24 protein-coding genes and 1 pseudogene are annotated in these 23,860 nt (G+C 57.9%); 8 read left to right on the top strand and 17 right to left on the bottom strand.

What is annotated here, in order from left to right; genetic code table 11:
• The 7 genes from BQ7486_RS08605 to ribH form a co-directional block, all read right to left on the bottom strand.
• Complete coding sequence (locus tag BQ7486_RS08605) at nt 1-702, bottom strand: response regulator (RefSeq protein ID WP_235836779.1); 702 nt, start codon at nt 700-702, stop codon at nt 1-3.
• On the bottom strand, nt 699-1,205 hold the full coding sequence (locus BQ7486_RS08600) for an ATP-binding protein (RefSeq protein WP_143183123.1): 507 nt from the start codon (nt 1,203-1,205) through the stop codon (nt 699-701). The genes BQ7486_RS08605 and BQ7486_RS08600 overlap by 4 nt, the downstream gene beginning before the upstream one ends.
• 106 nt (nt 1,206-1,311) lie before the next feature.
• Nucleotides 1,312-1,815 (bottom strand): CinA family protein, encoded by a 504-nt coding sequence (locus BQ7486_RS08595; RefSeq protein WP_022373904.1) that lies wholly within the window; start codon nt 1,813-1,815, stop codon nt 1,312-1,314.
• Nucleotides 1,816-1,827: 12 nt separating this feature from the next.
• The gene (locus BQ7486_RS08590; protein WP_235836778.1) at nt 1,828-2,382 is read right to left on the bottom strand and encodes a phosphatidylglycerophosphatase A family protein; all 555 of its coding nucleotides are present in this window, start codon (nt 2,380-2,382) and stop codon (nt 1,828-1,830) included.
• A 24-nt stretch (nt 2,383-2,406) separates the two neighbouring features.
• Complete coding sequence (gene thiL / locus BQ7486_RS08585) at nt 2,407-3,405, bottom strand: thiamine-phosphate kinase (RefSeq protein ID WP_022373906.1); 999 nt, start codon at nt 3,403-3,405, stop codon at nt 2,407-2,409.
• A gap of 161 nt (nt 3,406-3,566) precedes the next feature.
• Nucleotides 3,567-4,067: a transcription antitermination factor NusB gene (nusB, locus tag BQ7486_RS08580; protein ID WP_074009721.1), complete on the bottom strand. Its 501-nt coding sequence runs from the start codon at nt 4,065-4,067 to the stop codon at nt 3,567-3,569.
• On the bottom strand, nt 4,057-4,557 hold the full coding sequence (gene ribH, locus BQ7486_RS08575) for a 6,7-dimethyl-8-ribityllumazine synthase (RefSeq protein WP_022373908.1): 501 nt from the start codon (nt 4,555-4,557) through the stop codon (nt 4,057-4,059). Before ribH ends, nusB begins: the two co-directional genes overlap by 11 nt.
• Before the next feature lie 216 nt (nt 4,558-4,773).
• Here ribH and BQ7486_RS08570 point away from each other — a divergent pair, with 216 nt between their 5' ends.
• Nucleotides 4,774-5,250 carry a hypothetical protein gene (locus tag BQ7486_RS08570; RefSeq protein WP_074009720.1) on the top strand — a complete coding sequence of 159 codons (477 nt, stop codon included), beginning with the start codon at nt 4,774-4,776 and terminating at the stop codon, nt 5,248-5,250.
• Here the strand turns inward: BQ7486_RS08570 and BQ7486_RS08565 are convergent.
• Nucleotides 5,247-6,194 (bottom strand): AraC family transcriptional regulator, encoded by a 948-nt coding sequence (locus BQ7486_RS08565; RefSeq protein WP_074009719.1) that lies wholly within the window; start codon nt 6,192-6,194, stop codon nt 5,247-5,249. The genes BQ7486_RS08570 and BQ7486_RS08565 overlap by 4 nt on opposite strands.
• Nucleotides 6,195-6,516: 322 nt before the next feature.
• On the opposite strand from BQ7486_RS08565, the gene BQ7486_RS08560 reads away from it, so the two are divergent.
• The 4 genes from BQ7486_RS08560 to BQ7486_RS08545 all read left to right on the top strand — a co-directional run bounded on the left by BQ7486_RS08560 (nt 6,517) and on the right by BQ7486_RS08545 (nt 11,644).
• Entirely contained in the window at nt 6,517-7,884 is a 1,368-nt protein-coding gene (locus BQ7486_RS08560; RefSeq protein ID WP_074009718.1) for a glycosyltransferase, read from the top strand.
• A 210-nt stretch (nt 7,885-8,094) separates the two neighbouring features.
• Nucleotides 8,095-9,435 carry a glycosyltransferase gene (locus BQ7486_RS08555; protein ID WP_074009717.1) on the top strand — a complete coding sequence of 447 codons (1,341 nt, stop codon included), beginning with the start codon at nt 8,095-8,097 and terminating at the stop codon, nt 9,433-9,435.
• A 201-nt stretch (nt 9,436-9,636) separates the two neighbouring features.
• On the top strand, nt 9,637-11,067 hold the full coding sequence (locus BQ7486_RS08550) for a C69 family dipeptidase (RefSeq protein WP_074009716.1): 1,431 nt from the start codon (nt 9,637-9,639) through the stop codon (nt 11,065-11,067).
• 145 nt (nt 11,068-11,212) lie between these two features.
• Nucleotides 11,213-11,644, top strand: coding sequence for a hypothetical protein (locus BQ7486_RS08545; protein WP_074009715.1), 432 nt, complete (start codon nt 11,213-11,215; stop codon nt 11,642-11,644).
• 40 nt (nt 11,645-11,684) lie between these two features.
• On the opposite strand, the gene BQ7486_RS08540 is transcribed toward BQ7486_RS08545, so the two are convergent.
• From BQ7486_RS08540 to glyA, 8 genes are all read right to left on the bottom strand, one after another.
• Nucleotides 11,685-14,057 carry an ABC transporter permease gene (locus BQ7486_RS08540; protein ID WP_074009714.1) on the bottom strand — a complete coding sequence of 791 codons (2,373 nt, stop codon included), beginning with the start codon at nt 14,055-14,057 and terminating at the stop codon, nt 11,685-11,687.
• Nucleotides 14,058-14,069: 12 nt separating this feature from the next.
• Nucleotides 14,070-15,068, bottom strand: coding sequence for an HlyD family secretion protein (locus tag BQ7486_RS08535; protein WP_074009713.1), 999 nt, complete (start codon nt 15,066-15,068; stop codon nt 14,070-14,072).
• 17 nt (nt 15,069-15,085) lie between these two features.
• Nucleotides 15,086-16,492, bottom strand: coding sequence for a TolC family protein (locus BQ7486_RS08530; protein ID WP_074010107.1), 1,407 nt, complete (start codon nt 16,490-16,492; stop codon nt 15,086-15,088).
• A gap of 115 nt (nt 16,493-16,607) precedes the next feature.
• Nucleotides 16,608-17,675, bottom strand: a complete 1,068-nt coding sequence (locus tag BQ7486_RS08525) for an NADH:flavin oxidoreductase/NADH oxidase (RefSeq protein WP_074009712.1) — start codon at nt 17,673-17,675, stop codon at nt 16,608-16,610.
• Between the two features lie 26 nt (nt 17,676-17,701).
• Entirely contained in the window at nt 17,702-18,325 is a 624-nt protein-coding gene (locus BQ7486_RS08520; RefSeq protein WP_022373919.1) for a riboflavin synthase, read from the bottom strand.
• A 55-nt stretch (nt 18,326-18,380) separates the two neighbouring features.
• Complete coding sequence (gene ribD, locus BQ7486_RS08515) at nt 18,381-19,502, bottom strand: bifunctional diaminohydroxyphosphoribosylaminopyrimidine deaminase/5-amino-6-(5-phosphoribosylamino)uracil reductase RibD (protein WP_074009711.1); 1,122 nt, start codon at nt 19,500-19,502, stop codon at nt 18,381-18,383.
• Nucleotides 19,499-19,963 (bottom strand): transcriptional regulator NrdR, encoded by a 465-nt coding sequence (gene nrdR / locus BQ7486_RS08510; protein WP_022373921.1) that lies wholly within the window; start codon nt 19,961-19,963, stop codon nt 19,499-19,501. Before nrdR ends, ribD begins: the two co-directional genes overlap by 4 nt.
• Before the next feature lie 209 nt (nt 19,964-20,172).
• Nucleotides 20,173-21,435, bottom strand: coding sequence for a serine hydroxymethyltransferase (glyA, locus tag BQ7486_RS08505; RefSeq protein WP_074009710.1), 1,263 nt, complete (start codon nt 21,433-21,435; stop codon nt 20,173-20,175).
• 312 nt (nt 21,436-21,747) lie between these two features.
• Between glyA and BQ7486_RS08500 the strand changes: the two genes are divergently transcribed.
• The 3 genes and pseudogenes from BQ7486_RS08500 to BQ7486_RS12520 all read left to right on the top strand — a co-directional run.
• The gene (locus BQ7486_RS08500; protein ID WP_074010106.1) at nt 21,748-21,996 is read left to right on the top strand and encodes a helix-turn-helix transcriptional regulator; all 249 of its coding nucleotides are present in this window, start codon (nt 21,748-21,750) and stop codon (nt 21,994-21,996) included.
• Nucleotides 21,977-22,636, top strand: coding sequence for a HipA N-terminal domain-containing protein (locus BQ7486_RS08495; protein ID WP_162272256.1), 660 nt, complete (start codon nt 21,977-21,979; stop codon nt 22,634-22,636). The genes BQ7486_RS08500 and BQ7486_RS08495 overlap by 20 nt, the downstream gene beginning before the upstream one ends.
• A pseudogene (locus tag BQ7486_RS12520) lies at nt 22,546-23,031 on the top strand (HipA domain-containing protein); the annotation flags it as partial. The gene BQ7486_RS08495 and the pseudogene BQ7486_RS12520, both read left to right, overlap by 91 nt.
• Nucleotides 23,032-23,097: 66 nt before the next feature.
• Here the strand turns inward: BQ7486_RS12520 and BQ7486_RS08485 are convergent.
• Nucleotides 23,098-23,856, bottom strand: coding sequence for an endonuclease (locus tag BQ7486_RS08485; protein WP_074009707.1), 759 nt, complete (start codon nt 23,854-23,856; stop codon nt 23,098-23,100).
• Between the last annotated feature and the right edge of the window lie 4 nt (nt 23,857-23,860).

Below are 23,860 nucleotides of genomic sequence, written 5' to 3'. Positions count from 1 at the left end.
TCAGAGTGCGAGCCGGCACCCCACGCCCACTTCGGTTAAAAGCCACTTCGGGCGTGCGGGGTCGTCCTCGAGCTTGGCGCGAAGCCGCGACATGTAAATTCTCAGATAGTGGGGGCGCTCGACGTAAGCAGGCCCCCAGACACGCTGCAACAGTTGCCGCTGCGTCAGAACCTTGCCGCGCGACTCAATGAGGGTCTGCAACAACCGGTATTCGAGCTTTGTGAGATGCACGGGCTCCCCGTTTTTCGTCACCGTACGGGCCCCGAGGTCCACATGCACATCCCCGATATCCACCGCCGGTTCCGGTGTCTCCGGATTAATGAGCGCGCGGCGCCGCAGCTGCGCCCGCACACACGCGAGCAACTCACCCATCCCGAAGGGCTTTGCGATGTAATCGTCCGCACCGAGGTCCAGGGCCTGAATCTTGTTTTTCTCATCGGTGCGGGCCGACAGAACAATCACCGGGGCCGTAGAAAAGGTGCGGAACGACCCGATGAGATCCAGGCCGTCGCCGTCCGGAAGCCCCAGATCCACCACCACGAGATCGGGCTGGCGCGTTGAGCAGGCGGTGAGCCCCTCCTTCAACGTCCCCTCGATAAAGACGGTAAAGCCCTCTTCCTTTAAGGCATCCGACACGAAACGCGCAATCGTCGTTTCGGCTTCCACAATGAGAATCCGGGCTGCCGGCATATCAGCGGTCATTTTCCACCTCCTGCCGGAAGTGCGGAACCACGGCCGCCGCCGGCTTCAGTTGCAGACACATCGCCTGCATCGTCAATTGCATCTTCGTCATCGAGTTCGGCCATCGGCACATGAGGGAGCACCAGCGTAAAGGCCGCCCCGCCCCAGACCGAATCGGTCGCAAAAATTTCCGCGCCGTGCACACGCGCAATCGTGCGGCAGATCGCCAGCCCCAGCCCGGTCCCCGAAACCGCCGTTTCACGTTTGCCGCGTCGGAAGGGATCAAAAAGCCGCTGGGGATTTCCGTCAGGAAGCCCCGGACCGTTATCAGCCACTGTGACCGCAACTGAGTCACCGCGTCTTTTTGCGGGAAAGACAATTATGCTGCATGCGGGACAGTACTTCACGGCCTTTTGCAGGTCCGGATTACTCTGGGCCATGTTGGTACCGGTAGACGCCATCGGGTTATAGGGCTTTTCTCCGGTTGCCGACGGCCGCCCTTCAAAAAGGAGCGCGTTTTTCAGATTTCATCGGCAAGCCGACCAAACCGGAGCAAGTCGCTGAAGAAGTTACTCAATCTCAGATTGAGTCAATGTCCGATTAAGTCAATTCCAAATTGAGTTATTTCGGTTATGCCGCCTTAACAATGGTTAGCAGCCCTTTGAGCGCATGCGCAACCGTCTGCTGCCGCACCTCTGCCCTGTCACCGGTAAAGTGCATGGTTTCCGTGCGGCACGTGACTTTGCCGTTGCGGCGCTCTGCAAACCCGAAGCACACGGTTCCGACAGGCTTACCCGGCACGGCGCCCGTTGGTCCTGCAATGCCGGTCACGGAAACCGCGGCGGTAGCAAGCGAGCGCGTCAGCGCCCCCACCGCCATTTCATGCGCTGTTTCTTCGCTTACCGCGCCGTGCGCCTTCAGTGTTTCTTCCTTTACGCCGATCAAGGCCGTTTTGGCGGCATTACTGTAGGTGACAAACCCGCGGTCAAACCAGGCGCTTGACCCCGGAATGTCGGTAATCGCCGCCGCAATACCGCCCCCGGTGCAGCTTTCGGCCGTGGCAAAAACGGCGCCCGCTTTGTGCGCCGCACGCCCGAGCTCCTCAGAAAGTCTGTCAATGGCCGTTAAATCCATCGTTGTCACCCGTCAGAAAATACCGAGATAGGAAAGGCCGAGCGTTGTGCAGACCCAGTCAAGCGCAAGCACCGCCGCAAGCGCCCAGACGGCCGCAAGCACATCGTCAATCATCACGCCCCAGCCGTTGTGAAGCCGCGCGTCAATGATTGAAGCGGGCGGCAGCTTCACGATATCGAAAATTCTGAACGCCACAAAGGCCGAAAGCCACCCGAGCCAGTTTTGCGGCAGAAAAAGGCACACGGCCCAGACGGCGATCACTTCATCAATCACAATGCAGCCCGCGTCCTCTACACCCAGGTCGTCACTTGTTTTTTGGCTTGCCCAGGCGCCTAAGAAAAAGCCCGCGATGATGATGGGAAGCAGCGCCTTCCAGTCAAAAAACTGCACGAGAAACGCCCAGACAATGACGCCTGCGAGCGTTCCCCAGGTGCCGGGCCCGGGTCTCAGGCACCCCGCCCCGAAAAAAAGCGCGAGCATATGCGCCGGATGCTGGTAGGTAAAGACCCAGCCCGGGCGCACGCGGTTGGCGGGATTATCAGACGAATATTTTTCTCTCAGACCCATGGCAGCTACAGCAGATGGTTTGACTTACGCAAAGTGATCATAGCCGCCCGCGGGCAAAAGAACGGTGTTGCCCTTGTCGTCATGCATGAGGAGGCGCTCGGTCGCGTCGTCCGCCTCACGGATGCGGCCGATGCAGGTCACGGGTGTCAGCGCTGAGATGCTTGCCTGTTCAATGAGGCCCTTTTTCTCATGCGGCGCCGTAAAGACGAGTTCGTAGTCGTCGCCGCCGTTCATCGCCGCTTCAATGCGCCGGTCGGCGCTGAGGGCTTTTACTGCCGGATGCAGCGGCACCGCGTCCCAGAGGATGTCGGCTGCCACGCCGCTTCTTTCCAAAATGTGCCCGAGGTCCTGCGCCAGGCCGTCGCTGACGTCCGCGCAGGCCGAAGCGGAACTCAAAAGCGCGCGGCCGAGCGCGAGACGCGCCTGCGGGCGGTCCATGCGCTGTGCTGCAGCCGGATAAAGTTCCGCGGGCAGCGTCCACTCACCCCAGCGGTGCTTTAATGCGGCGTAGGCCCCGCCCACACAGCCTGAAACCCAAATGTCGTCCCCCGGGTGCGCTCCGGCGCGCGTCAAACCCATCTGCGGCGGCAGATCTCCCATCGCGGTAATGGAAAAGGTGGCAGGGGCTCTGACGTCTCCCACGCTTGCCGTACGGGTTGTATCGCCTCCCAACAGCGGACACTGCGTTTCACGCGCGAGTTCCATCAGCCCCGCCGTAAAGCCCGCAAGCCACGCGTCGTCACGGTCAGGCAACGCAATCGAAAGGAAAAAGGCCCGCGGCTGAGCTCCCGCTGCCGCAAGGTCCGAGAGATTGACGGCGAGAGCCTTATAGCCGATGTCTTCCGGGCGCGTGTCGGGCAAAAAGTGCGTTCCCACCGCCATCATGTCGGCCGTGACCGCGATACGCCCTGCCGGCATATCGATGATGGCGCAGTCGTCTCCCACGCCCTTACTTTTCCAGGCACCGAACGTGTTGTGCGTGAAGTACTGCGCAATAATGGAAAATTCACCGTTTTGAGCCATTTTCTTCACCTTTAACTTTTGCCTTGGCGCACGCACCAAAGCAAAAGAGCGCGATCCGGCCGAATCTTGAAGCCGAAACACGCTCTTTCGAATATTGCCTTTCGGACGGTCTGCGGGTGCGCTTTGCTGAGCACAATCCGCATCCGTCCGTTTTGCATTGCTTACTTCTTTGCTGCCGCCTCGTGCGGACGCACTTCGCCGGCAACCTTATCAAGAACACCGTTCACGAGCTTATAGCCCTTATCGGACCCAAACTGCTTGCAGAGTTCCACCGCTTCGTTAATCACCACGCGGTAGGGCGTCTCCGGGCAGTTCATGAGTTCCCACGTCCCGATCGTCAGGCACGCACGCTCGATCATGGAGAGCCTTGTGAGCTCACGGTCAACGTGGTGTGAGAGCACTTCTTCGAGCTTGGCACGGTTGTCGATCACGCCCGCCAGAATCTCGCGGCAGAAAGCCTGATCACAGTGATCAAAGTCTTCGGGCGTGAGGTCACAGCCCGCAATCGGGCCATCGGCGTCGGTGATCACAGAAAGGAGCCCCGCATCGATTTCCGCAAAGTCCGCATCCTTATTGATCAGGGACTCATACACCCCGAGAAGGGCGAACTCACGGGCCTTGCGGCGCTGACCTGCAAGCGGCAGATGCTGTTTATCGATCATTGTCGTCATCTTCATCGTAGTCGGCGAAGTCGCTCGGGAACTTTTCCGCAAGCCGCGCCATTTCCACGGCGCACTGCGCGCAGTCCTTACCCTTCATCGCGGTACGGGCCTTGCACTGCTCGTCGTTTTCGCAGGTGAGAACACCGTTGGCAACGGGGATGTCAAAGTCGTAGCTCACGCGTTCAATGCCTTCGGAAGAACGGTCAGAGACGATTTCAAAGTGATACGTTTCACCACGGATCACGGCTCCGAGAGCAATCAGCGCATCGTAGTCACCGGTGTCGGCAAGGCGCGAGAGCGCAAACGGGATCTCGAGCGCCCCGGGCACCGTCACGTAGGTGATGTCTTCTTCCATGACGCCCAGGCGCTTTAATTCAGCCAGACAGGCGGCATAGAGCTCTTTGCCCGCATATTCATTAAAGCGGGACACAACGACACCGATCGAAAGGCCGGTACCGTCAAGATTGGTTTCAATAACGTCGACTGCCATAACTGACTGAGCTCCTAAAATAAATCCGCACCCATACGTGAGGGCACGGCGCCTTAAATTCAAGGCCTGCCGCCCACAGATGCTCCATTTTCTCTGTTAGACCTATTTTAGCGGGCTGCCGGCCGGTTTTGCGTACGTCCGGCCGTCTTTTTTCGGTACGCGCTGACGGCGGTGGCACAATAGCGGGCAATCCCGGCAACGCATTTTCCTTTTTCCATGACCGATCAGACCGACACGCTCATCAACACCTTCTGCTTTGCGCTGGCGCTTTTTTACCTGCTGTTTCAGTGTCTGCGCCTTTTTTACCCCAAGTGGGCGCTGCGCTTTGAAGGAAAATACCGCGAAGTGCAGGAAAGAATGCGCGCCGCGGGCGTCTTTCTCTCCGAAAAAGAACTGATGCGGGCCGTGCCCGTGGACGCAGCCGTCAGAGGGCTTCTCAAAGGCAACATCACGGATGAGCCCGGGATTATCTGCCGCTCGGCCTTCCGCAGAGCGCTCGCGGTCACCGCCTTTGCCGTGATTTTTATGCTCGCGATGACCTTCGGTTACACCGACAAGCCTGAAGCCGCCTCGTACGCCAGCGACATGGTGCTTGTCGCAATCGGTCTCATTCTTTCTGCCGTGGCCCGCTACCGAATGCTCCTTGTCGTTACCTATATCGCAGAGCGCATCAGCGAAAAAACGAAGGCTTAAGCCGCCTGCGGCGCCTGACAGCACACGGGGCACTCCACAAGCCTGCGGCGCGCTTCAATGTCTCTGCCCGGGGCTTCCCCAAAGGCGTGCTTATATTCACGGGAAAACTGCGTGGGACTCGCGTAGCCCACTTCGTAGGCCGCAGTGGCAACGTCCTTGCCTTCGGTGAGCATGAGCCGCTGGGCCTCGCTCAAGCGCAGGCGCTTTTGAAACTGCAGGGGACTGACGCTTGTCACACTCTTAAAATGCCGATGAAAGGACGACACCGACATGTGCACGCGGTCTGCGAGCGCCTCCACGCTTAAGGGCTCGCGGTAGTTGTCTCTGAGCCAGCCCACTGCCTGCGAAATGCGGCTTGAGCGCGAGTTATTGGTAAAGATTCTGCGGATGCTCTCCCCGTGTTCCCCCAAAAGAAGCAGGGAATAGATGTCGCGGATAATAAGCGGCGCCCTGAACTTGCATTCCCGCGGGGAATCTAGAATCTGCACAAGACGCAGAAAGTCTTCTTCAAGCGCGGCTTCGGCGCGGCAAAGCGTAATCGCGCGCACGGAGGCGTCGTCAGCTGCATCGACCTCCAACGGCAACTGCCGGATGAGGTCCGTCATCACCACCGCGTCGATCCTGATGCCGATCCCGACAAAGGGCTTGTCGGGCGAGGCTTCCAAAACCTGATAGGTCGTGGGCACGTCCATGGAGGTGATGAGGAGGTCTCCGCGGCCGTAGGTATAAACGCGCGTGCCGGCCGTCGTCATCTTGCGGCCCTGCAGCATCAGTGCAACCGACGGCTCATACACCGAACACGTGCACGTTCCCGTGCTGCCGTAGCGCACGGAGAAAAAGAGCCCGTCAATCGGGGATTCGATCTGCGGACCGGTTTTGTCTGCCGCGTACTGCATCACAAGGCGCCTGATCTCATCGATGATCGGGGAAGCGCATTCCGTCATTTCTCTGCTCCGAAAAAAACTCTTTTGCTGCATATTGTCTTCAGTCGGAGAGATTCAGGCAAGTCACATTTTCTGACGAAAAATCAGCAGAACATTGTGTTTACAAACCACCAGGGCCCGTATTTATTGGCATACAAAGCTACTGTCCGATTCTGCAATTGATCCGCTCGTGAGAGAAAAAGGCAGGAAGTCGGCAGAAAAGGAAAAGGCTCCGAAAAGCCCGGGCAAAGCGCTGCTAGTGCGCCCTTGCCGAAAGAATTCAAAATTTCGGCCCCGCCTTTAAAATAAGCAGTTTCTGTCCCGACTCTTTGTTTTTACCGCCATGACAGCCCGTCCGTCACGTATTCTCTTTGCCTGCCCCCAGACCGTTTTCGATGTGAGTAACGGCGCCTCCATGCAGGTCTACTCGATGCTGCAGGAGTTTTCCCGCCGCGGCATCGAAGCCGCCAGTTTCTGCGGCGGTGTGTTTGACGATCCTGCAGGTGCCGCGCGCATTCCGAATCTGGCTGAGCAGATTAAGGAGAATCAGGGCAAGGCCGTGCTCATCAACAAGGACAGTTCCGCCAATTCCGAAAACCCCATCACGCACTGGTTCTTCACGGGCTTTCACTCGACTGTCTGGAACGAGATGACGCACGAAGAGGAAACGAACTTTCTCAACAAATACACCGAGGTGCTGCGCACCTTCAAGCCCGATCTGGTGATCGGCTACGGCTGTGATGCGCTCTGCCGCTCGATGTGGATGGAAGCACGCTCTTTCGGGATTCCGACTGCCTACATTATCTGTAACGGCAACCACCATCACTACCGCTTCCCGCTGCACGACATCGTGCTGTGTGATTCCAAAGCCACCGCCAAACTTTATAAGGATGAAGACGGCCTCACGGTGCATCCGTTCGGTAACGTCATCAACCCCGAGCTCGTGGTTGCAAAACAGCGTAATCCCCAGACGGTGACCTTCATTAATCCCGCCTTTGCCAAGGGCGTGGCGGTTGTTGCACGTCTCATTCTCATGGCCAACAAAGAGCGCCCCGACATCTCCTTCATGGTCGTTGAAACCCGCAAGAAGTTTGCCGACGCCCTGCGGGCACTTAAAAAGCCGGGCAGCGAAGTGGGTTCGGCCTTTCAGAACCAGACGTTTAAGAACATTGCGCTGCGTGATGCCACGTACAACGTCTCCGAAATCTATGCGACAACAAAGGTGCTCCTTGCGCCGTCCCTTTGCTATGAAAGCTGGGGGCGCGTTGCAACCGAAGCCACGATGAACGGCATCCCTGTGCTTGCCAGTAAGAGCGGCGGCCTGCCGGAAGCCGTAGGCACCGGCGGCATTACGCTTGAAAAGCCCGCATCAAACCAGGGGCCCGATGAAAACTGGCTGGTGCTTCCGTCCGAAGAAGAGTGCCGCCCGTGGGCTGATGCCCTCTATGATCTTTACGACCACACCGAGAAGTGGACGCAAGGGGGGGGGGGACACAGCGGCTGCGCCAAAAACGCCGAGAAGAATTCGCTCAAAAAGACGGGGGACCGGTTGCTCAAGCTTCTCAAGCCGCTTCTCAAAAAGCAGGCCGGAGACAACGACTTTACGCGTCTGGGGTCCGTGCGTTACGACGGGGATCCGCTCGACTGGGAAAACTTCAGGCAGCCTGCCCGCAGGAAACGCACCATCAGTAAAAAGTCAGCCGAACAGTAACTTCCTGCCTTTCGCAGCGGACACTCTGCCCGCTGCACTGCTTCTCACCCCATCACTTTCCAAAGCCGGTGAAGCACAACGCTTCGCCGGCTTTGTGTCGTCTGTCGGTTCCTCCGGCTCTGCTGCCGTGACCATCTCCGCCGCCAAAACCTTTGCATTGGCAGCCTGAAGTCCTGTACCCGTTTTATTTGTTTTTCTTTTTAGTCCATCATGGCCACAAAACGTCCTTACCGCATTCTTTTTGCCTGTCCGCAGACCGTTTTCGACGTCAGTAACGGCGCCTCCATGCAGATCTATTCGCTGCTGCAGGAGTTCTCCCGCCGCGGGATTGACACCGCCACCTTCTGCGGCGGTGTGTTTGATGATCCCGCGGGTGCCGCCCGCATCCCAAACCTTGCCGAACAGATCAAGCAAAACGAAGGTAAGGCCGTGCTGATCAACAAGGACAGTTCCGCCAATCCCGAAAATCCCATCACGCACTGGTTCTTTACGGGCTTTCATTCGACCGTCTGGAACGAGATGACGCACGAAGAGGAAACAAACTTCCTCAACAAGTACACCGAGGTGCTGAGAACCTTTAAGCCCGACCTCGTGATGGGCTACGGGTGTGATGCACTTTGCCGGTCCCTGTGGATGGAAGCGCGCACCTTCGGTATCCCGACCGTCTACCACGTCTTTAACGGCAACCATCATCATTACCGCTTCCCGCTGCACGACATGGTGCTCACGGACTCGGAAGCTACAGCCAAAATCTACAAAGAAACCGAAGGACTCACCATTCACCCGTACGGCATCTGTATCAATGCGGATCTCGTCACCGCTAAAACACGCAATCCTCAGACCGTCACATTCATTAACCCGGCCTTTGCCAAGGGCGTGGCGATTGTTGCGCGCTTGATTCTCATGGCCAATAAAGAACGGCCCGACATCTCCTTTATGGTGGTGGAAAGCCGCAAGAAGTTTGCCGATGCCCTGCGGGCACTTAAAAAGCCGGGCGGCGAAGTGGGTTCGGCCTTTCAGAATCAGACGTTTAAAAACATTGCGCTGCGCGATGCAACGTTTAACGTCTCCGAGATCTACGCAACCACCAAGGTGCTCGTTGCGCCCTCCCTTTGGTATGAGAGCTGGGGCCGCGTGACAACGGAGGCCACCATGAACGGTATTCCGGTGCTTGCTTCGCAAAGCGGCGGCATTCCGGAAGCGGTCGGTACGGGCGGCATTACGCTTCCCGTTCCAGAGTCAAATCAGGGCAAAGACGAAAACTGGCTTGTACTGCCGAGCGAAGAAGAGTGTCGCCCCTGGGCCGATGCGCTCTATGAGCTTTACGACAACACGTCAAAGTGGCAGGAGGGCTGCAGGAAAAATGCCGAGCAGCATTCACTGAAAGTTACGGGCGACAGAATCCTGAAGCTTTTGCAGCCGCTTCTTCGCAAAAAAGCCGGCGACAATGACTTCACTCGCCTGGGGTCGGTTCGTTATGACGGGGATCCGCTCGATTGGGAAGAATTTAAAAAGGCCGGCAGAAAACGCGCGAAACCGGCCTCTGAGTAATTCACGCCCTTTAACGCATTGAGGAAGCTGACGGCTCCGACCGTCAGCTTCTTTTTCCAAGAATCCCTTCACTCGCTTTCCTCTCCTGACACAAGGCCTTTTTCGAAATCCACCTAACACTTCCTTTCCTCTACAATGCCCCGGATCTAAGGCTTTTTGCCTATTCTCAAAATCCACTTTTAAACAGAGGAAATTTCACCCATGTGTACTTCTGTTGTTGTCGGAGAGAAAGCCACCGCCGACGGCTCCTTCATGATTGCCCGCAGCGCGGACAGCTCCGCCATGAAGGCCCAGCACTTCATCATTCACGAATCCTGCGATAACCCCGTAGGCAGCGTCTACAGCTGCGCCGCACACCACGGGCTCAACAACTTCACGTATCCGCTGCCTGCGCACAGCCTGCGCTTTACGACGGTTGCAAACTGGAAAACGCAGCTGCACGGCGCCGTGGGCTTTAATGAATTAGGCGTCGGTCTCACCGGCACCGAATCCATCTTTGCCCGCGATGACGCCCTTTTGGTTGATCCCTGGAACAAAGAAACCGGCATCAGCGAAGACGATATTCCGGACGTGATTCTGCCGCGCGCGTCGTCTGCGAAAGAAGCCTGCGCACTTTTGGGGAGCATCATCGAAGAGATCGGTGCCGCTGAAGGCTTTGGTGTGGGCTTTATCGATGATAAGGACGTCTGGTACCTTGAAACCGGCACGGCGCATCAGTGGCTTGCCCACCGCTGCCCGCCGGAAAAGTACATGGCAACCGGCAACCAGGGCCGTTTGAGGAAGTACTCTCCGGAATGCCCGGGGATGATGGCGAGCAAAAACGTCGTGAAGTTTGCCGCCGAACACGGCTTTTACGATCCGGCAAAGGGCGACTTTGACTTTGCCGCGGCCTACACCCGTGACGACAGCCGCGACCGTGTCTACAACGATCCGCGCGTCTGGGTGATGCAGAAGCACCTTAACCCCTCGATCGAGCAGCCCGTGGACGACGGCCGCAACTTCGCGGTTTACCTCAAGCCCGAAGCGAAGATCACGGTGGATGATCTGAAGTTCTGCCTCAGAAACCACTACGAAGGCACCGATCACGATCCGTATTCCAACGGCTTAAACGGCAACGAACCCTGGCGTCCGATCAGCGTTTTCAGAACGTATGAAGCGCACATCCTGCAGGTCCGACCCAACATGCCCAAGGAAATCGGCTGCGTTATTTACATCGCCTTCGGTATGGCCGATCTCTCCTGCTTCATGCCCTTCTATCAGGGCCTCAAGTCCGTGCCGCTTCACTTCGGCATGGGGACCGATCACGCCGACTCGGTGTCGCTTTACTGGAAGTTCCGCAAGCTTCAGACGCTTGCGATGACGGACTACCCGAAGCTTGCGCCGATCGTCAAAAAGGCCTTTGCCGATCATGAAACCCAGATTGCCGCACGTATGCAGGTTTTTGAAGCGGCTTACACGGAACTTGCCGCCACGGACAAGAAGGCTGCCGATGATCTTCTGCAGAACTTCAGCTTGCTGATTTTTGCCGAAACCGAAGAGCTCGTGGAACGCCTCATGAACGATCTCTTTACGGTGCGCACCAACGACATCGAAAAAGCGAACTTCTTCAGAAACCGCAAGAACAAGGACTGATTTAAGCCTTTCTCACAATCCGGAAAATGCCTTCGGGCGTTTTTCCGGATTTTGCTTCTGTTACGGCATTTCACGCGGCTTTAACGCGACTTTGACGCGACTTTGACGCGTTTTTGACGCACCAAAGAGAAGACTTTCACTCACCATGAAAGCCTTCTCTTTTTCTTTACCCCGCATTGCGCGCCCTGCTGACTTTCTTCAGTTTTGCGTGTGGCTTGCGCTGCTTCTTTTCGCTGTCATCGCGCTTGTGCCGCTCGAGGGCGTCGACATGAGTCTTGCGCGCCTTTTCTACAAGGTGACCGACAGCGCCTGGGTGCGCAATGCGTTTGTCGACTTCTGGGCCTGCAAGTTCGTCGCGCGTCCTGCGGACAAGACGCAAAGAGCACGGGCACCTGAAGTCCCTCGGTTGCCTGCTGCACGGCTGTTGTCTTACCGACACCGTGCGGACCGGAAACGATCTGGATGCGGCGGCGCGGCTCAGCCAGACGGCTTCTTAAAACAGCAACTCTTCGCGTTCAAACATCCTTTCTGCCGTTTACTCAGTCGATTGAGTAAATTTACTCAGCCGACTGAGTAAATTACCCGTGCGCATTGAGTACATTGAAAAATTACTGTATTTACAAAGCATTGCGGCGCACCGCAAACAGCCGCCAAAAGAGAAATGTGAGGTAAAGCGCCGTCAGAAGCACCAGTTGCAGGCACGCGGGCAGAATATCCGCCGTCGCCGCACCGTCCTGCGCGGCAGCGGCAGAAGCCACAATCCCGGGCGTCGTGGGAATAAGCTGCGCAAAGCCCTGCACGAGGGGGTTGAGGTTTTCCAGGGGCCACACGGCCCCCGAAATAAAGAACACCGGCGCCGACATGATGACCACCGCGGGCGCCGTCCACCCGTTTCCGGTCAGCGTGGCCGTTGCCATGGCAAAGGCGGTCACGGCCGCCGTAAAGCAAAAGGCGACCAAAAACACCGCAAACGGATTTTGCATGGCCCCGTACTCCCCGAACGAGAAGTCAAAGCCCTGCATGTACAAAAACCACCCGAGCGCCACCGACCAAAACGCAAGAAACACCGCCACGGCCCCGTAAAAAGGGTTTCTGACCGCATCACGGATAAAGCGCTGGCGCGGCTTTTCATTGAGCCACCCTCCGAAAGACAGCCCCACGCCGAAAAACAGCACCGCCTGAATAATGAGCGGCCCCACCATCGGCACGGTGTAGTTGCCGTAACCGGAAATCTCGTTGAAGCGGTACTTCACAATGATGTCGGGTGCCTGGCGGGACGCCGCCGCAAGAAGTTCCGGAGAAACCCCCGCCGTCATCCAGGAGGCATGATTCATGCGCTCTTCCGTGTCCCCGACAATGCGGGCAATCGTTGCCTGCACGGCACGGGTTTTAACGGGGTACGCGCCGTTACCCAAAACGTTTACGGTGACGTTTCTGCCGCGCGCAAGTTCCTCGGCGTAATTGTGCGGAATCGTGATGAGGGTATCGGCCTTCATGCGCTTAAAGGCGTCAAGCCCTTCGGCTTCATCGTGCACCACAAACACAATTTTGGAGGTGCTTGCCGCGTCAAGCTCAGAAATGAGCGACCTTGAAGCCGGGCTTCTGTCCAAGTCCACCACCCCCACCGGCACGTTTTCAATCTGCTGCGTGCTGTAGGGCCAGCCGTAAAAGAGAAGGTAAAAGGCAACGGCCGCACCGAAAACCGCAATGGTGTCGCGGGAAATGAATATCTTTTTTAAGGTAAGCGCAAAGGTGCGCCAAAACCCCGTGAGTTCCTCCCGGTACTTTGCCGTTACTGCCGGCACATCACGTGCGGCGAGTTCGTTGGCCTTCCAGGACTTCATCCGCACCGAAAGAATCAAAAGGCCCGCGGTGAAAAAGACCGCAGGGAAAAGGCACATTAATAGTTCCTTTTTCGCTATGGCGTCCAGCGGAGACCCCAGCACCCAAATCTGGCCCTGCGCTTCCAGAAAGTGCGTGAGAGGCAAAAGCATCCCGAAGACGCGCGCGCCCGCCGTCATTGAGTCGAGCGGAAACGAAAACCCGGTAAAGGGAAAGGTCGGGGCAATGAGGCAGATCGAGCAGGAAAGCGCAATCACCCAGGTGGGCGACACGGCAACCGCAAGAACAGCAAGCGCGGCCATCGAAAGGATGAGAAGCCACGCGGCCGTAAACCAGAGAATCACGGGGCCGGCCGTTCCCCAGCCGCCCCAGCCCGCAAAGCCCGCGACCCAGATGCAGGACATCAAAAGCCAGAAGGCAAGCCACGGCGCAAGTTTCCCCGCAACCGCCGCGGTCACCGATCCCCCGGCGGTTTTCAGAAGTCCTCTCACGCGCCCCGTGCGCCACTCACGCACGAGCGTACTGACAAACGCCAAAAGGGCAGCCAATGCCATCACGCCCGGAATGAGTGTGGGGAGCAGGTAGGCTACGAAGTTAAAACCGGTGTTCCCGAGAAAATAGACTTCGGGCATCGTCACGCGCAGATTTTTGGCGTTTTCCGTGAAGTTTCCGCCTTTTTGCGTCATGCGCACGGCCAAATTGGCGACCTTCTGTGCGGCAAGCGCTGTTTTGACGTCAAGTTCCAGAATCGTGCCGATCGCGTAATAGGTCTTGTTGATTTCAAGCACCACAGGGGCACCCACCCCGCGGCGGCGTTCCCGCTCAAAGTCAGGAGGGATGGTAAGCGCTGCGTAGATTTTGGCGCCGCGCAGCGCCCTATCGGCTTCCAGTGTGGACTCAAAGGACTTGAACTGCACCGAGGGAATGGCGGACAGGGCCTCAACGACTTCGCGCGAGGCAGCCGACTTATCGGCGTCAACGAGCCCCACGGGCAACTGCGTCATCAGCCCCGGCCCGAACGCAAGCGTTAACACCGCAAGCCAGATGAGCGGCACAACGACGGCCGTGAGCCACTCCACTCGGTGCGCGAGAACCTGCCGCACTTCAGCGGCTGCCACACGCGCAACACGGTTAAACCAACAGAGCATCGTGCCCCCGGGTTACTTGCGTTCAATCACAACCGTCATGCCGGGCCTCAGGTTTGCGACGGGCTCAACCGGGCGGGCCCGCACTTCAAAAGTGCGGATATCGTAGCCGGAAGACTGTCGCGTCGCGCGCCACACGGCGTATTCGCCTCTGGGATTGATCCAGTAGACCTTAAAGGCGACGGTCTTTTTAAGGGCCGGCAGGTAAGCGTTTAAAACCGTTCCCTTTTCAATGCCGGGGAGTTCATCTTCACGGACGTTAAAAACAGCCCAGCTGTCGGTGAGGTCCGTGACAAGCACCAACGGAAAACCCGCAGGAACCACTTCGCCTTCATGCATCACGATGCGCGTGACTTCGCCCGCGGTCACGGCGTGCACCGTAGCTTCACCGGCCAAAGACTCAGCTTCAGCCACACCCCCGGCAGCCTGCGCCGCAAGCGCCTTTGCGGCCGCCTTTTCCTGCGTGCGGGCGCCTTCCTTTAAGGCAGACAATTTTTCAAACGCGGCTTTCCTGACCTTATCGGCCCCCGAAAGCTGGGTCCTGACTTCATCCCACTTCTGTTCGCTCACAAGGCCTTCCTTGTAAAGCGCATCAATACGGGCAAAGGTGTTTTTGGCAAGAGCCGCCGCTGCGGCCGCCCGCTGAAGGTCAGCCTTCGCCGCTTCAATCTGCTGCGTGCGCGCGCCCTCCTGTGCAAGGTCAGACTTCGCAAGCGCCGCAGCCTCCACGGCTTTGGCCTGCGCCACACGGGCATTGATTTCAGGTAACGCCAGTTCCGCAACGGGCATCCCCGCCGTCACCGTGTCTCCTTCTTTGACAAGGACCTTGGCAAGGCGCCCCGGGACCTTTGCGGCCACTGAAACCGTACGGGCATCAATCATCCCCTGAAGAGGCACCGCCACCGGCGCCATCGCCTGCCAGATTCCCCAGCCGATAAAGGCGGCCGCGCCCAAAAGAACAGCGCCCCCGATAACGGCCGGAATCTTGGAAAATTTCTGATTGGCTGACTGCATTTTTGTTTTTAATCCGTTTACTTAACAGGCACAAGGTCCGCACGCGTGAGCGTCTGCATGAATTCCGGCATCACGCCGCTGGCGGCATGAAGCCGCACCCAGGCAACGACAAACTTAAAGGCAGCGGCACGCTGCGCGATCTGCGCGCCGATTAACTGCGTGCGGGCTTCCCGTACGTCCAGGGCCGTGGAAAGCCCTTCGTTAAAACTTATCTGCCGCAATTTCAGGTTTTCCGCGGCGAGCGCCACGGTCGAGGCCGTGAGGTCATATTCCTCACGGGCCTGCGTGGTCTGCAGAAACGCCACTTCAACCGCGGTCATCAGGGCATTATCGGCCTCAGCGCGCGCGGCTTCAGCTTTGGTGACGAGCTGCCTTGCCGCCGCAATGTCGGACATGCGGTCGCTGTTACTGAAAAGCGTGAACTTCACGCCGATTCCGGCCATCCAGTCCGGCTCCACCGGCGTGAGGTAGTGTTTCACCAAGTTTTTCATGCCGAAGGCAAAGACTTGGGGATGAAAATTCCCTTCCGCGGCCTTCACTCCTTCTTCGGCCTGATTTCGCTGCGCATCGATTTTTCTGAGAAGCGGCGCGTTAAGCCGCGCCTTTTTCTGCCATTCGGACAGTACGCCCAAGTTCCCGGTGAGAACGAAAAGGGGCGTTGACAGTTCCGGGAGCGTTTTTTCTCTGAGTGCACTCATGAGTTCAGCTTCCGCGACCCTCGCGCCCGTCTGCGCTGAGGCCAGTTCCCGGCGGGCCGTATCGCGCGAAACTTCCACGCTCATGCGCTCAATTTTGGAAATCATCCCTTTCTTTTCAAAGCGCTCGGCACGCAAGAGCTGCGCCTCTTCATCGGCGAGCATGTCGCTTCGGAGCTTTTCCACGGAACGCGCAAGCTGCACGCCCCAGTAGCGGCCCGCAAGTTCCGCGTCCTTCATCTCAAAGCGTTCACTCTTGGCGGCATCGGCTTCCCGGACTTTTTGCTCAAGCGCGTTTTGCTTGGCGGAAATCCGCCCGCCCGTATAAAGCGGCCAATACGCCTGAATGGTTGCGCGCGGCCCACCCAAGTCAAGCTCCTGGCCGACGTTAATCGTTGAAGGGATGGAAATGGGACCAACGCCCAAAGCAGCACCCAGCATCGGCCCCATCGCCTGAAGGCTCGCTGGCACGTCAATATCAAGGTCGAGCTCTTTGCGGCCTTCCATATGCATGGCCATCATGTCGATCTTGGGACCGGAGAGCCATTTGGCGCTTTCGGCCGTTAACCGGGCGCGCTCCACTTCTGCGGCGTCTGCGCGGAAGATATCGGAGCGTTCGTGAAAAAGCGCACGGGCTTCGTCAAAGGAAAGCGCGTCAGCGGCGGCTGCCGTCTGAAAAAACAGGGCCCCGAGACAGAGCGCGGCTGCGCAGGAAAAATGTCGTACCATCAGACTTTTCCGCGGACCAAGGCCGCGGTTTAATTCATACATTCAGATGAGGCGGAATCTTACCCGTGCCACGGGCACTGCGCCTTGACCGAAATACTAAGAAACCTCAGACAAATCAGAAGGCCCGAAGGTAAGGCGGTGGAAAGGCCACCATGGCGTGCAAGGCCTGTGCGGCGGTCCACCCCCAGTTGGGGTTTCTGAGCATCTCGCGGCCGACGCAGATCCCGTCGGCGTCCCCCGCGGCAAGGATGGCTTCAGCCTGCAGGGGCTCCTTAATAAGTCCCACGGCAAAGGTCACCAGCCCCGTTTCTTTTTTCACAACGCGAGCGTATTCGACCTGATAGCCGGGTTTGAGTTCCGGCATCTGCTGCGCCTTATCAAGCCCTCCGGCACTCACATCCGCCGCGTCGCACCCAAGCGCCTTTGCGGCCTTGAGAAACGCCACGGTATCTTCCACCGTCCAGCCGCCCTCGATCCAATCGGTGGCGGAAACGCGCACCGCGAGCGCCATATCGGGCACGGCTTCACGCACGGCCTTAATGACGGCAAGCCCAAAGCGCATCCGGTTTTCGAGGCTTCCGCCCCAGCCGTCCGTTCTGCGGTTTGTCACCGGCGATAAAAATTCATGAATGAGGTAGCCGTGCGCCGCGTGAATCTGAATACCGTCAAAACCTGCAGCCTGAGCGCGCTTTGCGGCCGCCGCGAAGGCTTCAATCACGCGGTGAATATCATCTTCTGTCATTTCCCGCGGCAGGCTTTCGGGTTCTCCGCACGTGACGGCGGACGGCGCTTCAATCGCAAAGCCGCCCTCTTGAAGCGTCAGAAAGCGGCTTTCTTCCCAGGGAACCGTACGGCTTCCCTTGCGGCCCGAGTGCGAGAGCTGAATCATGAGTTTGGTCTCGGGGCTTACGGCGCGGCATTCCGAGGTGAGCGCCTTAAAGGCCTCGGTCTGCTCATCGTTCCAGAGCCCGAGACACGCAGGCGTGATGCGGCCCTCAGGCGTCACGGCCGTTGCTTCCACAACGACGAGCCCGGCACCCGACCCCGCCAATTTTCCATAATGCACCCGGTGCCAGGCCTGAAGCACCCCGTCTTTGGCGCGGTACTGGCACATCGGCGGCACACAGAGGCGGTTCACAAGCTTCAGTTTTCCCAGTGTGAGCGGTGAAAATAAGAGCGTCATGAAGGCCTCCGCTGCAAAATTCTCGTTTAGAAAAGATCGTCCGTGTTGTCGCGCAAGCTGATCATGCGCTCAACGTAACGGGCAATCGTGTCGATCTCAAGATTCACGCCGTCCTGAGGTTTCAGACTCTTTAAGGTCGTCACTTCCACGGTGTGCGGGATGAGATTGATGGAAATACGGGCGCCCACCGGCGTGTCTTCCACGGAGTTAATCGTGAGCGACACACCGTTAACCGTCACAGAGCCCTTGTAGGCAAGGTACGGAGAGAGCTTTTTGGGCGCAAGAATCACCAGGTGCCAGCTCTCGGCCTTGGGTTCCATCACTTCGACCTGACCGACGCCGTCGACGTGTCCGCTCACCAGATGGCCGTCCACACGGTCACCGAGCCGCATGGCTTTTTCAAGGTTCACAAACCCGAAGGTGTTAAGGCCAACGGTCTTGGAGAGGCTCTCGGCACTTACGTCAATCGTAAAGGAGTCGCCTTCAATGCCGGTCACGGTCATGCAGGCGCCGTTAACGGCAATCGAGTCCCCGACATGCACCTCTTCGAGGTGAAATTCCGCAGGAGTCTTAATCGTGAGGCGCACGCCGTCACCGAGCTTTTCCGGTTCGCGCACCTTACCCACAGCCTGAATAATCCCGGTAAACATTCAAGAAACTCCTTTCTGATGTCTGAAAATCTGTTTTCGTTACGCACCAGCAGTCTTACGACTGCGGGCGAAGCACGATTTTAAGGTCACTGCCGGCCGTTGCCACGGCGTGATACCGCCAGCGGTAGATATCCTGCATGCGCTCAAAGTGAGGAAGGCTCGCGAGAACCTTGCCGCTGCCCATAAAGCAGGGCGCCACATAAAGAACAATTTCGTCCACAAGGCCCGCGGTCATCAGCGACCCCGAAAGCCTCGCTCCGGCTTCCACATGAAGCACATTGACTTCTCTTTTCCCGATTTCGTGAAGCACTTCACCCAAATCGAGCTTACCGAGCTCGGTTTCGGCAACGCGCACGGTCTGAGCGCCCGCGGCCGTGATCCGCTCCACGGCTTCTTCTGACGCGCTTTCGGCGACAAAGACCGTGCAGGGGGCGCCTTCCAGAATCCGGCTTTCCGAGGGTATCGAGCCCCGGGCGTCGCACACGAATTTCGGCGGATCCTTCCAGTTGCCGGGCAGCCGCACGTTCATTTGGGGATTGTCCGCCCGTACGGTTCCCACACCCGTCAAAATCCCCTGAGAGTGCGCGCGCATGAGCCGCCCGTCTTCGCGGGAATCTTCTGACGTAATCCACCGGCTCATCCCGTTTTCAAGCGCCGTGCGCCCGTCAAGACTGGCCGCAAGCTTCATCCGTACCCAGGGGGTGCCCCGCTTCATGCGGGTGATAAAGCCGATGTTGGATTCAATCGCTTCGGTTTCACAAACGCCCGTTGTGACGGCAATACCAGCGTCTTTGAGCATCGCGATGCCGCGGCCGGCCACGAGGGGATTGGGATCAGTGGTTCCCACCACCACGCGCGCCGCCTTTTCCTTAATCAGGCGCAGTGCGCAGGGAGGGGTTCTTCCGTAGTGCGAGCAGGGTTCAAGCGTCACATAAAACGTGGCACCTTCAGGCGTCATGCCCTTGGCGTATACGTCGTTAATCGCACTGATTTCAGCGTGCGCTGAGCCCGGCGCCTGCGTTGAGCCCCTTCCGAGCTCAACGCCGTCTTTCACAATCACACAGCCCACCGCCGGATTCGGAGGCGCAATGAGTTCGGCGTTTTTCGCGGTTTCAAGCGCCTGCCGCATCCAGAATTCATCGGCCGGATCAGCCTTAATGTCTTTAACGTCCGTCATTTGTTGTGCTGCGTGGCTTCGAGGTCGCGCATCAGATTGCGGAAACCCTCGGGTTTGTCGACATTAAAGTAAACGCTTGCAAAGCGGATGTAAGCAACGCTGTCGAGCTTTTTGAGCTCTTTTAAAACGAGTTCGCCTATTTTGGCGCTCGGAACTTCCTTTTCGCCCATGGTCATGAGCGCCAGTTCAATCGCGTCAATCGAGGCTTCAATCGCCTCCATCGTTACCGGACGCTTTCTTAACGCAAGGCGCATCGAGCCCTTGAGTTTTTCGCGGTCAAACTCGCAGCGCCCGCCGTCACGCTTAACGACCGTCGGGAGGTTCAGCTCAGCACGCTCAAAGGTTGTAAAGCGTTTACCGCAGGATTCGCACTGCCGTCGGCGGCGGATCGAGAATCCGTCCTCACTCGCACGTGAATCAATAACAGCCGAATCCTTGGCCTTACAGTAGGGGCAGCGCATGCCTTCTCTCCCAAAACAAACGGCGCAATCTGTGCCGAAGCACGCCGCAGGCAACCACTGGATATGGTGTCTTTTGGGTGTGCATCCTTTAATTGTATGCGGGATGAGACCGTAAACCGCAAAAAAACCGCCCGAAGCGCACCGATTTTGCAAGCGGATGCTTCGGACGGTCCATGTCAGGCGGGCTTATAAGCCCGCTGACAGACTGATTACATGCGATAGACCGGGAACTTCGCGGTGAGCCGGTCCACGGCTTCACGCACGCGGGCGAGCACCGCGGGATCTTCGGGGGCGTCCAAAAGATCCGCAATGAGGTTCGCGGTTTCGCGCGTTTCTTCTTCCTTAAAGCCGCGCGTGGTCATCGCAGGGGTCCCGAGGCGCAGGCCCGAGGTGACAAAGGGCTTTTCCGGATCGTTATGGATGGCGTTTTTGTTCACCGTGATGTGGGCTTCTCCGAGAAGCGCTTCAGCGGCCTTGCCGGTTAAGTGCTTGGCTCTGAGGTCCACGAGCATCACGTGGCTTTCGGTACCGCCGGAAACGATCCGCAGACCGCGCTTGGTGAGTTCTTCCGCCAGGACCTTCGCGTTTTTGGCAACCTGCTCGCCGTAGGCCTTAAATTCCGGTGTAAGCGCTTCACCGAGCGCCACAGCCTTGGCGGCAATCACGTGCATCAGGGGACCGCCCTGCATGCCCGGGAACACCGCGGAATTGATCTTCTTTTCAAGTTCCGGACGGCAGAAAATGATGCCGCCGCGCGGACCTCTCAAGCTCTTGTGCGTCGTGGTCGTCACAATGTCGGCGTAGCCGAAGGGGCTCGGGTAGACGCCTGCGGCGATAAGCCCGGCGTAGTGCGCCATATCAACCATCAAAAGGGCGCCGACGCTATGCGCAATCTCGGCAAAGCGCTTGAAATCAATCTTGAGGGAATAAGCCGAAGCCCCGGCCACGACGAGCTTGGGCTTGGCTTCCTTGGCAAGGCGCTCGACTTCATCGTAGTCGATCTTTTCGTCTTCTCCGAGGCCGTAGGGCACGCAGTGGAAGAACTTGCCGGAGAAATTAAGGTGCATGCCGTGAGAGAGGTGGCCGCCGTCGGCAAGACTCATGCCCATGAAGGTGTCGCCCTCATTGAGAACCGCCATAAAGACCGCGGCATTGGCCTGAGCGCCCGAATGAGGCTGCACGTTTACGGCCATCTCAACGCCCGCGGGTTCGCAGAAGAGTTTCTTTGCGCGGGCAATGGCAATGCGCTCGACTTCGTCGACGAACTGGCAGCCGCCGTAGTAACGCTTGCCGGGATAGCCTTCGGCGTACTTGTTGGTGAGCTGACTGCCCTGGGCAGACATCACGGCAGGCGAAGCATAGTTTTCGCTTGCAATCATTTCGATGTGCTGTTCCTGACGCTGCATTTCGTCTTCGATGTACTTCCAGACTTCGGCGTCGGTGACGGCGGCAGTTTTGCTGTATTCAAACATGGGAAATTCTTCCTGAGAGTGTCATAGTCAGTACTGAGAGCACACCAAGGCGTGCCCGAAAAAGCGGAAAGATTATAAAAGCGCGTTGCATAGGCCATGTAGCCGGGTAACGGCTGCATACAAAGAAAAACGGCACCGCTGCAGTCTTTGCCTGCATCCCGGATCTCTGAAGCCGTCCGAATCAGACCGGAAAACAGAAAGTATCTTTTTCTACACTTTTTGTTTTGGACACGATAAAAGTATCCTTTACTACACTATTTATCGTTTTCAGTGCTCAATTCACTGACAGCCAACAAAAAAAGCACAACCCCCGTGCTTTTTACCGACGACACGGCGGCCGCTACTTTGGGCGAAGCGGTACACAAAAGGCGCAGAGCCTTGAAACTCACGCTCGATGCGGTTTCCGACATGACCGGCATTACCAAAAAGACACTCATTGCGCTGGAAAAAGGCCGCGATGTGCGGGTGTCCACAGTGCTTGCCGTTTGCGGACTTCTGGGCTGCACGCTCAATATCACTGCTCCGGAGCCGGAAAAGGCGGATGAGATTGTCTGGTTCTGAGTCCGCCGGCATTTGGGTGGGCAACCGGCTCGCCGCCCGTGTACAACTCACGCCCGAAGATCCGGTCCTTACCTACACGGATGACTGGAAAGCCTCGGGCTTTGCCTTAAGCCCGGCGCTTCCTCTCCCCGGGCCCGCCGACTCCCGCGCCGTCACTGCCTTTTTTGAAAACATGCTGCCTGAAAGCCGGGCCTTTGAAAACCTGGTTTTGGCAACACAGATCTCGGCAGGCAACAAAATCGGCCTGGCGCTTAAGTTGGGCTACGATCTTCCAGGTGCCATGAGGCTCACGGCCGATACCTCTGGCGAAGTCAGGGAGGCAATCCGCCCGGTCACGGCCGTTGAAATTACAAGCCGCATCGAAGCACCTGACACGCATCCCATGGATCTCTGGGACAACCGGCCACGCGTGACGGTTGCCGGCGCCCAGCCCAAACTCAACCTCCTGATGACTGACGGCCGCTATGTGCTTGCGGAAGGCTCAACAATTGCCTCCGACCGGATTCTGAAGTTTGAGCCGAAGGGCTCTCCGTTTCTCGCCATCAACGAATTTCTGTCACTGGAGCTCGCCCGTGCACTCGGCCATCCTGTTGCTCAAGCCCGGCTTTTCCGCATGGGAGAACACCGCACCGTGTTCTAGAAGGTTTTCGCTTTGACAGAAAAACGGAGTTGCGTGCCGGCAAGAAACGCGTGTGGCGCCGGCACGTCATTGACGCCTGTCAGGCTTTGGGCCTTACCTCTGCCTACAAGTACGAGCGGCCATTCGGAGACAGCCGCGATGTTGCCGCCATCCGTACCGGCGTGAGTCTTGTGCGGCTTTTTTCTCTCGTGCGGTTTGCTGATCCCGCACTTCGGGCACGGACGGCTGCGTCCCTTCTGGACTGCCTGCTTTTTAACACCGTCATCGGCAACACCGATGCGCACGGTAAGAATTTCAGTTTCTTTGTCGGTAAAGACGGCTTATCGGACGCCCCTTGGTATGACCTCGTCTCCGTGCTGCAGGTTGACGGCGTCAGCCACAGTCTTGCGATGGCCGCAGGGGATGATTGTGAGCAGGCAGCGTCGGGCACGCCGCCCTGCTCACAGACGAAACAACAGAGATCAGTAGAGCCCTGCTTTACGGCAGGCTTCCGCAACAAACTTGTTTTCATTACCCTGAAGCCGCGCAATGCGCTTGGCGCGGGTGCACTCCCAAGCGTCAGGCGCATACTGTTTGGCCCAGGCTTCGGCGAGCTTTCGCTGCTGATCTGAAAGCCGCATCTTGGGGTAACTGTCCGCCATATAAAGCATCGTGCGGCCGATCGTGCCGCGGGTGTATTCCGGGGGCTCAGCGCGGCGGTCTTCGATCTTCATTGGACACGTGCCGAACGTCACCTTGGCTGCGGGCAGCATCGCGTAGTTATAGTTGCTGCGCAGCGCATTGACAGCGCCGATTGCCGGATAAAGGTTATACATGTCGCTTTGCATGTAGCGGTACTCTTCGTTCACCTTTTCCGCGCACTTGCGGCCCTTAAAGTTCCTGCCACGGTTATCCACGCACTTGGCATCGCCCTCACGCCACTCTTTAAAAAAGCGCCCGAAGTTTTCCGCCGGCACGACGTGCTCCCACTCAATGCGCCGCGCCCGCTTTTCGTGTTTGGGCGTCGTAAAACCGTCCGGCAGCGTAATGTTTTTGCGCGAGTCAAAGACCGCACGGCAGTAGAAAGTCACACGGTGATCCATGTAGACCTTTCGCTCCAGCGTTTTCTTGGCTTCGTTAAAGGAGTCAATCGTGGTGTTGCCGGCAGCGTAAGCCGTACCGACCGAAAGAAAGGCCGCTGCGGCAGCCGTTGTAAGAGCTGATAAGAAAACCTTCTTCATTTTT

Origin of the sequence: Duodenibacillus massiliensis (genome assembly GCF_900128485.1) — a bacterium.
GTDB classification, from domain to species: domain Bacteria; phylum Pseudomonadota; class Gammaproteobacteria; order Burkholderiales; family Burkholderiaceae_F; genus Duodenibacillus; species Duodenibacillus massiliensis.
Note: the sequence above shows the minus strand (reverse complement) of the source record. Positions and strands in the feature narration are given on the sequence as shown.

Bases quoted from the DNA above. Each gene is read 5' to 3' on its own strand.
- BQ7486_RS08540 (WP_074009714.1), bottom strand. From the start codon at position 14,057: ATGCTCTGTTGGTTTAACCGTGTTGCGCGTGTGGCAGCCGCTGAAGTG.
- nusB (WP_074009721.1), bottom strand. From the start codon at position 4,067: ATGATCGATAAACAGCATCTGCCGCTTGCAGGTCAGCGCCGCAAGGCC.
- nrdR (WP_022373921.1), bottom strand. From the start codon at position 19,963: ATGCGCTGCCCCTACTGTAAGGCCAAGGATTCGGCTGTTATTGATTCA.
- BQ7486_RS08545 (WP_074009715.1), top strand. From the start codon at position 11,213: ATGAAAGCCTTCTCTTTTTCTTTACCCCGCATTGCGCGCCCTGCTGAC.
- BQ7486_RS08560 (WP_074009718.1), top strand. From the start codon at position 6,517: ATGACAGCCCGTCCGTCACGTATTCTCTTTGCCTGCCCCCAGACCGTT.
- BQ7486_RS08495 (WP_162272256.1), top strand. From the start codon at position 21,977: ATGAGATTGTCTGGTTCTGAGTCCGCCGGCATTTGGGTGGGCAACCGG.
- BQ7486_RS08590 (WP_235836778.1), bottom strand. From the start codon at position 2,382: ATGGGTCTGAGAGAAAAATATTCGTCTGATAATCCCGCCAACCGCGTG.
- ribD (WP_074009711.1), bottom strand. From the start codon at position 19,502: ATGACGGACGTTAAAGACATTAAGGCTGATCCGGCCGATGAATTCTGG.
- BQ7486_RS08525 (WP_074009712.1), bottom strand. From the start codon at position 17,675: ATGACGCTCTTATTTTCACCGCTCACACTGGGAAAACTGAAGCTTGTG.
- BQ7486_RS08530 (WP_074010107.1), bottom strand. From the start codon at position 16,492: ATGGTACGACATTTTTCCTGCGCAGCCGCGCTCTGTCTCGGGGCCCTG.
- BQ7486_RS08595 (WP_022373904.1), bottom strand. From the start codon at position 1,815: ATGGATTTAACGGCCATTGACAGACTTTCTGAGGAGCTCGGGCGTGCG.
- BQ7486_RS08550 (WP_074009716.1), top strand. From the start codon at position 9,637: ATGTGTACTTCTGTTGTTGTCGGAGAGAAAGCCACCGCCGACGGCTCC.
- BQ7486_RS08535 (WP_074009713.1), bottom strand. From the start codon at position 15,068: ATGCAGTCAGCCAATCAGAAATTTTCCAAGATTCCGGCCGTTATCGGG.
- BQ7486_RS08485 (WP_074009707.1), bottom strand. From the start codon at position 23,856: ATGAAGAAGGTTTTCTTATCAGCTCTTACAACGGCTGCCGCAGCGGCC.
- BQ7486_RS08565 (WP_074009719.1), bottom strand. From the start codon at position 6,194: ATGACGGAATGCGCTTCCCCGATCATCGATGAGATCAGGCGCCTTGTG.
- BQ7486_RS08520 (WP_022373919.1), bottom strand. From the start codon at position 18,325: ATGTTTACCGGGATTATTCAGGCTGTGGGTAAGGTGCGCGAACCGGAA.
- glyA (WP_074009710.1), bottom strand. From the start codon at position 21,435: ATGTTTGAATACAGCAAAACTGCCGCCGTCACCGACGCCGAAGTCTGG.
- BQ7486_RS08605 (WP_235836779.1), bottom strand. From the start codon at position 702: ATGACCGCTGATATGCCGGCAGCCCGGATTCTCATTGTGGAAGCCGAA.
- ribH (WP_022373908.1), bottom strand. From the start codon at position 4,557: ATGGCAGTCGACGTTATTGAAACCAATCTTGACGGTACCGGCCTTTCG.
- BQ7486_RS08555 (WP_074009717.1), top strand. From the start codon at position 8,095: ATGGCCACAAAACGTCCTTACCGCATTCTTTTTGCCTGTCCGCAGACC.
- BQ7486_RS08570 (WP_074009720.1), top strand. From the start codon at position 4,774: ATGACCGATCAGACCGACACGCTCATCAACACCTTCTGCTTTGCGCTG.
- thiL (WP_022373906.1), bottom strand. From the start codon at position 3,405: ATGGCTCAAAACGGTGAATTTTCCATTATTGCGCAGTACTTCACGCAC.